Source organism: Burkholderia sp. Bp8986, from assembly GCF_003854225.1.
Classification (GTDB): domain Bacteria; phylum Pseudomonadota; class Gammaproteobacteria; order Burkholderiales; family Burkholderiaceae; genus Burkholderia.
The window spans coordinates 1-13,725 of sequence record NZ_QTQM01000047.1; the positions used below are offsets into that span (position 1 = coordinate 1).

The window sequence follows — 13,725 nt, forward strand, 5'->3', positions numbered from 1 at the left end:
CCGCGCAGCGGCTTGCCGAGATAGGTCACGTCACCGCCGGTCGGCTCGATCAGCCCGGCGATGATCCGCAGCAGCGTGGACTTGCCCGAACCGGAGCGGCCGAGCAGCCCGACGATCTCGCCTTCGCGCAGCGACAGGTTCGCGTCGTCGAGCACGAGCAACTCGCCCTGCGACTTGTTGAAGCCGCGATTCACGTGTTCGACGCGCAGGATTTCCTCGCCGAGGCGCGGCGGCTGAAGCGGCTGGGACGTCTGGACAGGGGCGTTGATTACGGTCTGGTTTTGCATCGCGCTTACTCTCAATCGAGACGGAGCCGGGATTCCGCATAGGCGTACATCGGACGCCACAGCAGACGGTTGAACAGGGTAACGAACAGGGACATCACGGCGATGCCCAGGATGATCTTCGGAAAATCGCCGGCGGCAGTCATCTGTGCGATGTACGAGCCGAGGCCATGCGCGACGACCCTGGTGTCGCCCCACTGCACGAACTCCGACACGATGCTCGCGTTCCACGCGCCGCCGGATGCGGTGATCGCACCGGTCACGTAGTACGGGAAGATGCCGGGCAGCATCGCCTGCCGCCACCACTGCCAGCCGCGAATGCGGAAGTTCTTCGTCGCTTCCTTGTAGTCGTTCGGATAGGACATCGCGCCGGCGATCACGTTGAACAGGATGTACCACTGCGTGCCGAGCACGATCAGCGGCGACAGCCAGATGTCCGCGTTCAGATGGAAGTGGACGATCACGATCACGAACACCGGGAACAGCAGGTTCGCCGGGAACGCGGCGAGGAACTGCGCGAGCGGCTGGATCTTCTCGGCCAGCGCGGGGCGCAGCCCGATCAGCACGCCGAGCGGCACCCAGACCACCGACGCGATCGCGATCAGCACCAGCACGCGCAGCAACGTGATCAGCCCGAGCACCACCACGTGGCCGACCTCGCCCAGCGTCACGCCGGTCGCCACGAAGCTGACGACGCGCCACCCGACGTACACCGTCAGCAGGATCACGAACGCGCCCCACACGACGTCGCCGACGCGCGACGAACCGCGCGCCGACGTGCCGCGCGAGCGCTTGCCCGTGAGCGCCGGCACGCGCAACGGAATCCGCGCGGCCTGCGACAGCAGCCAGCCGGCCGGCACGAGCAGCTGGTGGATCAGGTGCGTGCGGCGCAGCATGTCGAGCAGCCAGGACTGCGGCGCATCGCCCGACGCGGTGTTTTCCATCCGGAACTTGTCGGCCCACGCGACGAGCGGGCGGAACAGGAGCTGGTCGTACGCGAGGATCACGACCGACATCGCGACGATCACCCAGCCCACCGCGCCGAGGTTCTGGTCGGTGATCGCCTGCGCGAGATACGCGCCGATGCCCGGCAGCGTGATCGTCTGGTTGCCGACGGTGATCGCCTCCGACGCGACGACGAAGAACCAGCCGCCCGACATCGACATCATCATGTTCCAGATCAGCCCCGGCATCGAGAACGGCACCTCGAGCTTCCAGAAGCGCTGCCACGGCGTCAGGTGGAAGCCGCGCGACACTTCGCTCAGGTCGCGCGGCACCGTGCGCAGCGACTGGTAGAAGCTGAACGTCATGTTCCACGCCTGGCTCGTGAAGATCGCGAAGATCGCCGCGAGCTCGGCGCCGAGCACGCGGCCCGGGAACAGTGCGAGGAAGAACGTGACCGTAAACGAGATATAGCCGAGCACCGGCACCGACTGCAGGATGTCGAGGATCGGGATCAGCACCATGCCGGCGCGGCGGCTTTTCGCGGCGAGCGTGCCGTACACCAGCGTGAACGCGAGCGACGCGACCATCGCGGCGAGCATCCGCAGCGTGGTGCGCAACGCGTATTCGGGCAGGTTCGACGGATCGAGCGAGATCTTCTGCGTCTGCAGTACGGCGATCGGCGCCATCGTCTGATGAAAGCCGACGATCGCCATTGCGAGTATGCCGATGATCAGCGGAAACGCGACCGCATCCCAGCGGTTGGGGAGCACGCGCCACGCGGACGCGTTGGCGGTGCGATTCGGATCGAAGAAACTGATATCCATCGGTAGCGTCTTGGTCGAATTGAAAATCGATGGGATCGGCCGCGTGACGTGCGGCCGGATGCGGCATCAGCCGGCGCGGCTCAGAACGGCTTGTGGCGCGCCCGGCCCAGGACCGCCGACCACGCGATCGACGCGGGCACGACCAGCACGCCCGCGACGCCGAGCGGCACGATCGGCAGGACCGAACCTTCCTTGACCGGACTGGGATCCGCGCTCAGGTGAACGCCGACGTAGACGATGCCGCAGGCAACGATCGGCACGAACGGCGCGAAGCCGATGGTGCGCGTGCGATGACCGCCCGCACCGCTGGTTTCCGTTGCCGCGAGATTCGGCATGAGGGGCTCCGGAGAAGTGATTCGGTGTCGCAGGCTATCGGGCGGACATGACGCAAACGTGACGTGTCACTTACAGGACATTGACAGGTCATCCGCCGGTGGTCGGTCATTGCGCCGCAAGCCGCGAGCAACCTCGCAACGCGCGGGAATAAATCCGCCGCCGCAGCGGTATGGCATACGAAGGCGCCGGCTTATTCCAGGACGATCCGGCCGTCCGGTTCCGTCACACGAATGCGAGGCTCACATGTCTTCATCGAATCCCACCCGCCCGTCGCGTCGCAAGGCCCTGCAATGCATGGCGTTCGGCGGCCTCGGCACGCTGTTTACACTGTCGGGCGGCATCCTGACGCCGTTCGACCTCGCGCTCGCGCAAAGCGGCGCCGCACTCCCCGCGGACAAGGGCCGGCCGCTGTTCGTGCAGATCAGCGACACGCACATCGGCTTCAACAAGGACGCGAATCCCGACGTCGCGGCCACGCTGCGGCAGACCATCGAGCTCGTCAACGCGATGCCTGCCACGCCCGCGCTCGCGATCCATACCGGCGACATCACGCACCTGTCCAAGGCAGCGGAGTTCGACCAGGCGTCGCAGCTGCTGTCCGCGCTGCGCGTGCCGGAGCTGCATACGGTGCCCGGCGAACACGACGTGACCGACGGCTCGGGTGCCGAATATTTCAGCCGCTTCGGCAAGGCGTCGGACAACCGCGGCTACTACAGCTTCGATCACGCGGGCGTGCACTTCGTCGCGCTCGTCAACGTGATGCACTTCAAGCCGAACGGGCTCGGCAGCTTCGGCGACGAGCAGCTCGCGTGGCTCGCGCAGGATCTGAAGGGGCAATCGTCGAGTACGCCGATCGTCGTGTTCTCGCACATGCCGATGTGGACCATCTACGAGCCGTGGGGCTGGGGCACCGGCGACGCACCGCAGACGATGGCGCTGCTGCGCCGCTTCGGCTCGGTCACCGTGCTGAACGGGCACATTCACCAGATCGTGTCGAAGGTCGAAGGCAACGTGACGTTCCACACCGCGCGCTCCACCGCGTTCCCGCAGCCGACCGCCGGCAACGGCCCCGGCCCGGTGCCGCTCACCGTGCCGCGCGACCGGCTGCCCGCGATGCTCGGCGTGACGACCGTCGACTTCGCCGGCCATCCCGTGGCGGCGTCGCTGCGCGACACGACGCTGGCCTGATCCCTCGCCCGATTCCGCTACGCAAGGAGACCGACATGACCATCCTCAAGCCCTCGACGCTGCTGGCGGCGCTGACCCTGTGCGCGGCCGCCGCCGGCACGCCGCTCGCCGCATTCGCGCAACCCCCGGCCGGCCCGCTCGTGACGATCCACAACTTCATGTTTTCGCCGATGTCGACCACGATCAAGGCCGGCACGACGGTCACGTGGAAGAACCTCGACGCGGAACCGCATACCGTCGTCAACGACGCGGGCATCTTCCATTCGAATGCGCTCGACCAGGACGAGACCTACTCGTTCCGCTTCGACAAGCCGGGGGTCTACAAGGTGTTCTGCGGGATTCATCCGTACATGAAGGAGACCATCACCGTGGAATGACGCGGCGCGCCGCGCCACGCGCGCGAAGGTCCGGCACCGCGGAGCGACGCCCGCCGATCGCCTACACTGGTTCCAACCGGCCGGCCCCCGCCGGCCGTCACCGACCACGAGGCAAGCGATGACGGCAAGTCAACCCGCACACCCGAAGCTACCCGGACAGGTCGTGCTCGTGCTCCAGGGCGGCGGCGCACTGGGCGCATACCAGCTCGGCGTATTCGAGGCGATGGACGCGGCGGGCATCCAGCCCGACTGGGTGATCGGCACGTCGATCGGCGCGATCAACGCGGCGCTGATCGCCGGCAACGCGCCCGCGCACCGCGCGCAGCGAATGGCCGAATTCTGGCGCCACGTCACCGAACGGCCCGCCGTGACCGTGCCGGGCTTCCCGACGACCTGGGACAAGATCGGCTCGGAACTCGCGGTGATCGGCGCGGGCCTCACGGGATTCTTCCGGCCGAATCCCGCCGCGTGGCTCGGGCCGCTCGCGCGGGTCGGCGTCGAGCACGCGTCGTACTACGTGGTCGAGCCGCTGCGCGACACGCTCGCGTCGCTGATCGACCTCGACCTGCTGAATGCGTGCCGGCCGCGACTGACCGTCGGCGCGGTCAACGCGTGCACCGGCACGATGCGCTATTTCGATTCGCGCGACCGGCCGCTCGACCTCGACCACGTGATGAGCTCGGGCGCGCTGCCGCCCGCGTTTCCGGCCGTGCGGATCGACGGCGCGCCCTACTGGGACGGCGGCATCTATTCGAATACGCCGGTCGAGGTCGTGCTCGACGATGCGCCGCGCCGCAGCTCGATCATCTTCTCGGTGCAGATGTGGAATCCGGTCGGGCCCGAGCCGCAAAGCATCTGGCAGGTGTCGGAGCGGCAGAAGGACATCCAGTACGCGAGCCGAACGGACGGCAACATCGCGCGGCAACAGCAGATTCACCGGCTGCGCCACGTGATCAAGGAACTGGTGATGCGGCTGCCGGAGGCGGAGCGTACGTCGGCCGACGTGCAGGCGCTCGCCGCGTGGGGCTGCCAGACGACGATGCACGTGATCAAGCTCGCGGCGCCGCGGCTCGACGGCGACGATCAGTGGAAGGACATCGATTTCACGCCGGACGGCATCGCGGCGCGCCGGCAGGCCGGATTCGACGCGACGATGCAGGCGATCGCCGCGCGCCCGTGGGATCAGCCGATGGACCCGACGGAAGGGCTCAGCGTCTGGAGCCCGGAAGAGAACCGGATCGGCGAACGGCACAACTGAGGCAGCCGGCGCAACGTCCGCGCGCGCACCGCCCGGCCCGGCAGCGGCTTAAAGCGCGCGGACGATGCCGCCGTCGACGCGAATGTTCTGCCCGGTGATGTAGCCGGCGCCTTCCGACAGCAGGAACGTCACGGTCTGCGCGATCTCCTGTGTCTTGCCGAAACGGCCGGCCGGAATGCGGGCCACGATCTCGGGCGTCTCCGGCCAGCTGTCGATGAAGCCGGGCAGCACCGAATTGATGCGGATGTTGTCCTTCGCGTACCGGTCGGCGTACAGGCGCGTGAAGGCACTGAGCGCCGCGCGCAGCGCGGACGACACCGGCATCGCCTGCTCGGGCGCGTCGGCCGCGAAGCTCGAGATGTTGACCACCGCGCCGCCGCCCTGCTTCAGGAAGACCGGCGTCACGCGGCGCAGCACGCGCGCGACGTTGAGCACGATCAGGTCGAGCCCTTCATGCCATTTGTCGTCGTCGATCGAGAGCAGGTCGCCCTTCGGCGGATGCCCGGTATTGTTGACGACCGCATCGATACGGCCGTACTTCGCGAGCGTCTCGTTCACGAAGCGCGCGATGTCGGCGTCTTCGGTGACCGACCCCGCCACGCCGAACCCGCCGAGTTCCTTCGCCAGTTCGACCGCGCTGCCGGACGGCGACATCAGCGCGACGCGATAACCGTTGCCCGCGAGATCCCGCGCGATCGCGGCGCCCATGCCCTTGCCCGCCGCTGTCACCAAAGCCACTTTCTCTACAGTCATGCTGTTCTCCTGAATGGGTCGGCGCAGCGCCGCGATCATCGTCTATCGCAGCACTGTAGGACTCTATAATCGGCTTGTCGAACCATGATTTCTCCACCCACACTGTAGAATTTCTACTGCATGAAGGCGCTATCGCGTACCCGCCGGTTCCCGCCGCTCAATGCGCTTCGCGCGTTCGAGGCCGCCGCGCGACACCTCAATTTCCGGCTGGCCGCCGACGAACTCGGCGTGACCCAGGGCGCGGTGGCGCAACAGGTCAGGCATCTGGAGGACGTCGTGGAGGTTCAGCTGTTCCGGCGGCTGCCCAGGGGGCTGGCGCTGACGCGCGAAGGGCTCGAGTATTTTTCGTCGGTCCAGCGCGCGCTGCAGATCATCTCCGACGCCACGGACGCGCTCGGGCAGCGCCCGACGGTTCTGGCGGTCAGCACGACGCCGTCGTTCGCGTCGAAGTGGCTGATTCCGCGCCTGTCGGACTTCGGCCGGCTGCATCCCGACATCGAAGTGCGCGTGATCGCCGACGAAAGGCTTGCGTCGTTCCGGGCCGACGGCGTCGACATCGCGATTCGACTGAGCAAGCCGCCGTTCCCGGCCGGCCTGGTCGCCGAGTTGCTGTTTCCGCTCGACATCTTTGCCGTCGCCAGCCCGAAACTGCTCGACAGCGGCTCGCCGATCCGGACGCCCGCGGACCTCGCAAAGCACGTGCTGTTGCACGACGCGCACGATCTGTGGCCCGAGTTCATCGACAAGCTCGGCGGCAAAGGCCGGGCCGATCCGACCAAAGGGCCGCGATTCAGCCAGTCGCTGCTCGCGATCGACGCCGCGGTCGCCGGCCAGGGCATCGCGCTGACCAGCGAGCCGCTGGTCGAACGCGATATCGCGGATGGCCGACTGCGGCGCGTGTTCGATTTTTCGTTTCCAATGTCGCTCGGGTTTTACGTCGTCTTTCCGCAGGCCAGTGCGCACTCGGAAGCGCTCGATGCGATGCGGCGGTGGCTGTTCGCGCAGTACGGGAACGGGTGACGCGCTGAAGTCCGACGGATCAACAACCCCACTTCCATCAGTGCCTTCACACGTATCGTTATTTTCCGATATATGATTCGCCCTTCGACGATACCCGTATGCCCAGAACACCACGCCCTTCCATGCCGACCGAACTCGACATCGACGCGATCCTGAAAGCGCTCTCGAACCCCGTGCGCCGGGAAATCCTCGTCTGGCTGAAAACGCCGGGCGCGCATTTCCCGGAGCAGACGCTGCCGTACGACCACGGCGTCTGCGCCGGGCAGATCGACGCGCGCTGCGGGCTGTCGCAGTCGACGGTTTCCGCGCACCTCGCGACGCTGCAGCGCGCGGGGCTCGTGACGTCGACGCGGATCGGCCAGTGGGCGTTCTTCCAGCGCAACGAGGCCGTCATCGACGCATTTCTCGACGCCCTGCGTCGCGAACTCTGACCCAGGCCATGCGGGCCACCCGTCGCGCACGACGCGACGGCCATCCCGCCTTTCGTGAAGAGGTTATCTCCATGCCTACCCTGTTCGATCCCGCTACCCTCGGCGACCTGACTCTACCGAACCGCGTCGTGATGGCGCCGCTCACCCGTGCCCGCGCCGGCAGCGCGCGCGTGCCCAACGACCTGATGGCCCGCTATTACGCCGAGCGCGCATCGGCCGGCCTGATCATCAGCGAAGCGACTTCGGTCACGCCGCAGGGCGTCGGCTACGCGGACACGCCGGGCATCTGGTCCGACGAACAGGTGGAAGGCTGGAAGCGCGTGACCCAGGCCGTGCACGCGGCGGGCGGCCGCATCGTGCTGCAGCTCTGGCACGTCGGCCGGATTTCCGATCCGGTGTTCCTGGACGGCGACCTGCCGGTCGCACCGAGCGCGATCGCCGCGGGCGGTCACGTGAGCCTCGTGCGGCCGCCGCGGCCGTACGTGACGCCGCGCGCGCTCGACATCGATGAAATTCCGGGTATCGTCGCCGCGTACCGCAGGGGCGCGGAAAACGCGAAGAAGGCGGGCTTCGACGGCGTCGAGATCCACGGCGCGAACGGCTACCTGCTCGACCAGTTCCTGCAGGACAGCACCAACCTGCGCACCGACGCGTACGGCGGCCCGATCGAGAACCGCGCGCGCCTGCTGCTCGAAGTGGTCGACGCGGCGATCGACGTGTGGGGCGCGGGCCGTGTCGGCGTGCACCTCGCACCGCGCGGCGACGCGCACACGATGGGCGATTCCGATCCGGCCGCGACGTTCGGCTACGTCGCACGCGAACTCGGCCGCCGCAAGATCGCGTTCATCTTCACGCGTGAATCGTATTCGGGCGACCAGCTGAGCCCGCGTCTGAAGGAGGCGTTCGGCGGCCCGCTGATCGCGAACGAGCAGTTCACGCTCGAATCGGCGCAGGACACGCTCGCGAGCGGCCACGCCGACGCGATCGCGTGGGGCAAGCTGTTCATCGCGAATCCGGACCTGCCGCGTCGACTCGAACTCGGCGCACCGCTGAACAAGCCGGTGCCGGAGACGTTCTACGCCGAAGGCGAAACGGGTTACACCGACTACCCGGCGCTCAGCGACGCGGCATGACGGCCGGCGGCACGTTCATGCGCGCACGTCCGCGCGCATGAACACGCGCTGCGTCTCGTCGAGCCCACGCGCGACGTGATGCGCGCGGACCGCATGCAGCGTGTCGTCGAGCGATGCGTCGTCGATGATGTCGAAGCCCAGGCGCGCGTAGTACGGCGCATTCCACGGCGCGTCGCGAAACGTCGACAGCACGACCTGCGCGATGCCGTCTTGCGCGGCGCGTGTCATGATCCGTTCAATCAGGCGCGCGCCGATCCGCTGCCCCGCATGCGACGGCGCGACGTCCAGCTCCTCCAGATAAAGCCGCTGCGCATCGAGCAGCCGGTAGAACGCGAAACCCACGCAGGCCCCCGCTTCGTCCGTCGCCACATACGCGCGGCCGTCGTCGATGCGTGCGAGCACGTCGGCCGCATCGGTCGGCTCGCCTTCGGCGATGTCGGACATGCCGATGTCGCGAAAGCGCTGGGCGGCGGCCACTTCCACGGCGGCCATCGCGGCCGCGTCTTCCCGCGTGGCGGGACGAATCCGGATCGATACTGTCATCACGACGAGGTAGGCAGGCAGGAACGGCCGTCACTATAATCGAAACTTCATACCTTTCGAACGCCTTGCCCACGAGGTTCGCCATGACGCTGTCCGCGCTCGCCGTGTTCGCCATCGCCCTGCTCGTCACCGCCGGCACGCCCGGCCCGAGCGTCGCCGCGCTCGTCGCGCGCGTGCTGACGAACGGCGTGCGGGACGTGCTGCCGTTCCTCGCCGCGATGTGGATCGGCGAGGCGCTGTGGCTCACGCTGGCGGTGGCCGGGCTGTCGGCGTTCGCACGCACGTTCGAGACGGGCCTGCTCGTGCTGAAGCTGCTCGGCGTCGCGTACCTGTTGTTCCTCGCGTGGAAGATGTGGACCGCGCCGACCGACACGCAGGCCGGCGACCTGCCGCGCGGGCAGTCGCCGTGGCGCATGTTCGTCGCGGGCACGCTGGTCACGCTCGGCAACCCGAAGATCATGCTGTTCTATCTCGCGCTGCTGCCGACGATCGTCGATCTGACGCATGTCGGTGTGCTCGCGTGGGCCGAGCTGGTCGGCACGATGCTCGCGATCCTGATCCTCGCCGACTGCTTCTGGTCGCTGCTCGCGGTGCGTGCGCGGGCATTTCTGACGTCGGCACGCGCGAAGCGGGTCGCGAACCGCACGAGCGCGACCGCGATGGCAGGTGCGGCGGTGGCGATCGCGACGCGGTAGTCCGTCGATCGCACACCATCCCGTTCTCCGTAGACCTGCAATGCCGTAACTCGAGAAAATTCCCGCGGCACTTGCCGCACTGTCGATTTCTCGTCGCGAGATCGTGCTTCCGCTCGACGCCGCGCTCGAATGCATTGACTATTGCGAGCGTCAGCGCATTCCGATCTATGGTTGGGAAGGTTGGGTCCTGACTGTCGGCGAGTTCGCGGTCTTCAATGCGAATGCGCTAACAACCCATTAGCCTGCGCCTGCCACCCACCACGGGCCCATCCTCATTACACTCGACCAGCGCCCGCACCAACGCCCAGTCATCGTCGTCGCAGAAGTCGAGCAGCATCGCACCGCACGGCCCGCGCGCTTCGCGCAACCGCGCCGCGAGCCGCGCCTGAATCCCGATCACCCTACCGTCGCCGCGCGCGACCACCGACGGATTCGCGCCCATCCCCGTGCCGCTGCAGAAATTGATCGCCCAGCGCCCGCTCTCCGGCGACGGCATGCGGCTCAGCAGCGCATCGATCACACGCCACTTGTAGTGGATCGACCCGGCGACAGGCACACGGTATTCATCCTGGATCACGAACGCCGCATCCGGATGATCGACCGTAAACGTCGCATTGTCGGGCCACGCGGTCAGGTCGATGCCCAGCGGCCGGCTGCTGCGGAACCGCCGCAACAGCACCACCGCGCCGCGCACGTCGCCGAGCGCCGGCAGCGCGCGGCCCGCATGCCAGCGCAGCCGCGGATGCCGCGCGCAATGCGCATCGAACGTCGCATCGAAACTGCGCGTGCACGCATGCGCGGGCCATTCGTCCTTCACCGACATCACGATGCATTCGCGCGGATGCGCATCGAGAAAGCGCGTGCAGTCCGCGAGCACGTCGTCGAACGACAGGCCGAGCGCGATGCCGCCGTGATGGATGTCGAACGTATCGCCCCGGTGCCGGCAGCGAATGTCGAGCAGCCGCACGCCATGCGCGAGCTGCGCATCGAGCGGCGCGCGCTGCGTGCGTACGAGCGGATCGTCGACCGTATACGCACAGGTGTCATGGCTGCCCGGTAGGGTCAGCGTATGCAGCGGCCGCGCGTCGTCGAGCGCCGACATCCAGTCGGCCAGCGGCGTGGAGGCTTCGTGTCGCGAAGGGATCATGAATCGATGACTGACAAGGAAAGAAAGACGTGGGTGACCGCGTCGGATGTCGCCGTGCGGGCCGGCGTGTCGCGTTCCGCGGTGTCGCGCGCGTTCTCGCCGACGGCGAGCATCGCGCCCGAGACGCGCGAACGCGTGATGGCGGCCGCGCGTGCGCTCGGCTACCAGGTCAACCTGATCGCGCGCGACATGATCACGCAGCGCAGCAGCATGATCGGCGTCGTGACGGCCGGGTTCGAGAATCCGTTCCGCGCACGGCTGCTGTCGGACCTGATGGCCGCGCTCGGGCAGCGCGCCTTCACGCCGCTCGTGACCAATGCGGACGATCCGCATCAGGTCCGGCAATCGCTGGAACGGCTGCTCAGCTACCGGATCGCGGGCCTGGTGATGACGTCCGCTTCGCCGCCGCTGTCGGTCGCGCAGCAGTATCTCGACCACCGGATTCCCGTCGTGATGATCAACCGCGAAGCGAACTTGCCGGGCGCGGACGTCGTCGTCAGCGACAACGCGGCGGGCGCCGTCCATGCGGCGCAACGGCTCGTGCGGACCGGCGCGCGCCGGCTCGCGTTCGTCGGGCCGCGCACCGCGAGCTACAGCGCACGCGCGCGCGCGGATGCGTTCGAGCAGGCGCTGCAATGCGGCGACGCGTACGATGCGGCGCTCGTCCGCGTGATCGATACGGACTCCGACACGCATGCATGCGGCCTCGACGCCGCGAGGCAACTGTTCGCGACGGGCGAGCGGCCGGACGGTGTGTTCTGCTCGTCCGACCTGCTCGCGCTCGGCATGATCGACGCCGCGCGCGACGCCTTCGGCTTGCGCGTGCCCGACGACCTGCGCGTGATCGGCTTCGACGACATCCCCGCCGCCGCATACGACGCCTACCGGCTCTCGACGCTGCGCCAGGACACGCAAGGCCTCGCGCACGCGGCCGTCGACCTGCTCGCCGACCGGATCCAGACGTTCGACGGCGCGTCGCGCACGCGGGTCGTGCCGGTTAGGCACGTGGTGCGGCATAGCTGCGCGTAACGCGTCGCGTCACTTCAGCCCGCCGGCGAAGCCGCGCAGCAGGTAGCGCTGCACGTAGCCGGCCACCGCAAGGGTCGGTAGCGACGCCAGCAGCCCCGCGCTCATCAGGTCGCCCCAGTCGATGCCGTTCTCCGTCACGTAGCCGGCAATCGCGAGCGGCAGCGTAAAGCGGCTCGGCGTCGACACGAACAGCAGCGCGATCAGGAACTCGTTCCATGCGGCGATGAACACGAAGATCGCGGTCGCGATCAGCCCCGGCGCGCACAGCGGCAACACGATCTGCGCGAGCCGCCGTGCGAGCCCCGCGCCGTCGATGCACGCGGCCTCCTCGTATTCGACGGGCACGTCGCGCACGAACGCGAGCAGCATCCAGATCGCCATCGGCAACGCGTAGATCTGGTAAGCAAGCATCAGCCCGGGCGTCGAATCGAGCAGATGCAACCGCTTCGCGAGCGCGAACAGCGGCACCGCGATCGTGATCGGCGGCATCAGCTTCAAGGCCAGCACGAGCATCAGGAACAGCACATCCAGCCGCCCCGGAAACCGCAGCCGCACGAGCGCGTATGCGGCCGGAAACGCGAGCGTCAGCGCGAGCAGCGTCGTGCCGAACCCGACCAGCAGCGAATTGGCGAGCGGCGCGCCGATACCGTTCGACCACACCGACGCGAAATGCTCGAACGTCGGTGCAGCCGGCCAGATCCGTAGCGGATGATCGAGGCGTTCGAGCGTCGGCATGAACGCCGCGCCGGCCATCCACAGGCACGGCAGCAGCAACAGCGCGAGCGCGACGCTGCGCAGCATCCACGGCGCAGCACGACCGAATACACCCCCCGTTCGCGCATGCGCGAGGGATGCGGATCGCGCCGTCATGCGCGCCGCTTGCGAACCGTCTGCCATACGTACCCCGAAACGAGCAGCGCGGACGCCGCGAGCATCAGCACCGACGCGGCGCTCGCCGGCCCGACGTTGAAGAAGCGGAAGCCCGTGTCGTAGATGTAGGTCGACAGCGTCTGCGTCGCGTTGCCGGGGCCGCCGCCCGTCAGCGCGTAGACCTTGTCGAACAGCTTGAACGTGTCGATCGAGCGCAGCAGCAGCGCGAGGCCGATCTGCGGCGCCGCGAGCGGCAGCGTGATGTCGCGCAGGCACTGCCATTCGCTCGCGCCGTCGGTGCGCGCGGCTTCGTACAGTTCCTGCGGGATCGATTGCAGCCCGGCCAACACGATCAGGAACGCCATCGGCGTCCACTGCCACACGTCGACGAGCGCGAGCGACCACAACGCAAGATGCGGATCGGACAGCCAGCGCACGCCTTCGACGCCGAACGCGGCGAGCAGCGCGTTCAGGAAGCCGTCGAAGTTGAGCCAGTTGCGCCAGATCGCCGAGCACACGAGCGTCGACAGCATCATCGGCAGGATCGCGAGCGGCAGCGCAATGCGCCGCCCCGGAAACGCGCGCACGAACAGCAGCGCGAGACCGAAGCCGAGCGCGACCTCGACGAGCGACGCCGCGATCGTGAAGCGCAGCGTGTTGCCGAAACCGGCCGCGAACGCGTCGTCGCCGAGCACCGCGCGATAGTTCGCGAGCCCCGCGAATGCGCGACGGCCCGCCGTGTAGTCGACCTGGCAGAACGAGTCGATCAGCACCTGCGCGACGGGGTACAGCGCGAGCGCGGCCAGCACCAGCAGCGCGGGCCCGAGCAGCGCGACGAACGGCAGGCTGCGGCCGAGGGCTTTCATGCGCGGTTTCCGGACGATGCGTGGCG

General features: G+C 67.9%; 16 protein-coding genes. 8 read left to right on the plus strand and 8 right to left on the minus strand.

Annotated elements, in window-relative coordinates; all coding sequences use genetic code 11:
- From DID99_RS30135 to DID99_RS38015, 3 genes are all read right to left on the minus strand, one after another.
- Window positions 1-287: ATP-binding cassette domain-containing protein (locus DID99_RS30135; protein ID WP_124668142.1), on the minus strand; the 287-nt coding region annotated here is incomplete at its 3' end.
- Window positions 288-298: 11 nt separating this feature from the next.
- Window positions 299-2,053, minus strand: a complete 1,755-nt coding sequence (locus DID99_RS30140; RefSeq protein WP_124668143.1) for an ABC transporter permease subunit — start codon at window positions 2,051-2,053, stop codon at window positions 299-301.
- 80 nt (window positions 2,054-2,133) lie between these two features.
- Window positions 2,134-2,388: a phosphate transporter gene (locus tag DID99_RS38015; protein WP_260439280.1), complete on the minus strand. Its 255-nt coding sequence runs from the start codon at window positions 2,386-2,388 to the stop codon at window positions 2,134-2,136.
- Between the two features lie 244 nt (window positions 2,389-2,632).
- Here DID99_RS38015 and DID99_RS30150 point away from each other — a divergent pair, with 244 nt between their 5' ends.
- The 3 genes from DID99_RS30150 (at window position 2,633) to DID99_RS30160 (ending at window position 5,212) form a co-directional block, all read left to right on the plus strand.
- A complete protein-coding gene (locus DID99_RS30150; protein WP_044846687.1) occupies window positions 2,633-3,577 on the plus strand; it encodes a metallophosphoesterase in 945 nt (314 codons plus the stop codon).
- A 35-nt stretch (window positions 3,578-3,612) separates the two neighbouring features.
- Entirely contained in the window at window positions 3,613-3,954 is a 342-nt protein-coding gene (locus DID99_RS30155) for a cupredoxin domain-containing protein (protein ID WP_124489034.1), read from the plus strand.
- 118 nt (window positions 3,955-4,072) lie between these two features.
- Complete coding sequence (locus tag DID99_RS30160; protein WP_124523729.1) at window positions 4,073-5,212, plus strand: patatin-like phospholipase family protein; 1,140 nt, start codon at window positions 4,073-4,075, stop codon at window positions 5,210-5,212.
- A 48-nt stretch (window positions 5,213-5,260) separates the two neighbouring features.
- Here the strand turns inward: DID99_RS30160 and DID99_RS30165 are convergent, their stop codons facing one another.
- Window positions 5,261-5,965, minus strand: coding sequence for an SDR family oxidoreductase (locus DID99_RS30165; protein WP_124523727.1), 705 nt, complete (start codon window positions 5,963-5,965; stop codon window positions 5,261-5,263).
- Window positions 5,966-6,085: 120 nt separating this feature from the next.
- Here DID99_RS30165 and gcvA point away from each other — a divergent pair, with 120 nt between their 5' ends.
- From gcvA to DID99_RS30180, 3 genes are all read left to right on the plus strand, one after another.
- On the plus strand, window positions 6,086-6,985 hold the full coding sequence (gcvA, locus tag DID99_RS30170; RefSeq protein WP_124668144.1) for a transcriptional regulator GcvA: 900 nt from the start codon (window positions 6,086-6,088) through the stop codon (window positions 6,983-6,985).
- Window positions 6,986-7,107: 122 nt separating this feature from the next.
- Window positions 7,108-7,416, plus strand: coding sequence for a helix-turn-helix transcriptional regulator (locus tag DID99_RS30175; protein ID WP_044846683.1), 309 nt, complete (start codon window positions 7,108-7,110; stop codon window positions 7,414-7,416).
- Window positions 7,417-7,487: 71 nt separating this feature from the next.
- Entirely contained in the window at window positions 7,488-8,549 is a 1,062-nt protein-coding gene (locus DID99_RS30180; protein WP_124668145.1) for an alkene reductase, read from the plus strand.
- Window positions 8,550-8,564: 15 nt separating this feature from the next.
- On the opposite strand, the gene DID99_RS30185 is transcribed toward DID99_RS30180, so the two are convergent.
- Window positions 8,565-9,092 carry a GNAT family N-acetyltransferase gene (locus tag DID99_RS30185; RefSeq protein ID WP_124668146.1) on the minus strand — a complete coding sequence of 176 codons (528 nt, stop codon included), beginning with the start codon at window positions 9,090-9,092 and terminating at the stop codon, window positions 8,565-8,567.
- A gap of 83 nt (window positions 9,093-9,175) precedes the next feature.
- Between DID99_RS30185 and DID99_RS30190 the strand changes: the two genes are divergently transcribed.
- Window positions 9,176-9,787 (plus strand): LysE family translocator, encoded by a 612-nt coding sequence (locus DID99_RS30190; protein WP_044846680.1) that lies wholly within the window; start codon window positions 9,176-9,178, stop codon window positions 9,785-9,787.
- 226 nt (window positions 9,788-10,013) lie between these two features.
- Here the strand turns inward: DID99_RS30190 and DID99_RS30195 are convergent, their stop codons facing one another.
- The gene (locus DID99_RS30195; RefSeq protein WP_185733844.1) at window positions 10,014-10,934 is read right to left on the minus strand and encodes a phosphatidylinositol-specific phospholipase C; all 921 of its coding nucleotides are present in this window, start codon (window positions 10,932-10,934) and stop codon (window positions 10,014-10,016) included.
- A 6-nt stretch (window positions 10,935-10,940) separates the two neighbouring features.
- On the opposite strand from DID99_RS30195, the gene DID99_RS30200 reads away from it, so the two are divergent.
- Window positions 10,941-11,963 (plus strand): LacI family DNA-binding transcriptional regulator, encoded by a 1,023-nt coding sequence (locus DID99_RS30200; RefSeq protein WP_124668147.1) that lies wholly within the window; start codon window positions 10,941-10,943, stop codon window positions 11,961-11,963.
- Between the two features lie 9 nt (window positions 11,964-11,972).
- On the opposite strand, the gene DID99_RS30205 is transcribed toward DID99_RS30200, so the two are convergent.
- Window positions 11,973-12,833: a carbohydrate ABC transporter permease gene (locus DID99_RS30205; protein ID WP_124668148.1), complete on the minus strand. Its 861-nt coding sequence runs from the start codon at window positions 12,831-12,833 to the stop codon at window positions 11,973-11,975.
- A complete protein-coding gene (locus DID99_RS30210; protein ID WP_124668149.1) occupies window positions 12,830-13,699 on the minus strand; it encodes a carbohydrate ABC transporter permease in 870 nt (289 codons plus the stop codon). The genes DID99_RS30205 and DID99_RS30210 overlap by 4 nt, the downstream gene beginning before the upstream one ends.
- Window positions 13,700-13,725: the final 26 nt, after the last annotated feature.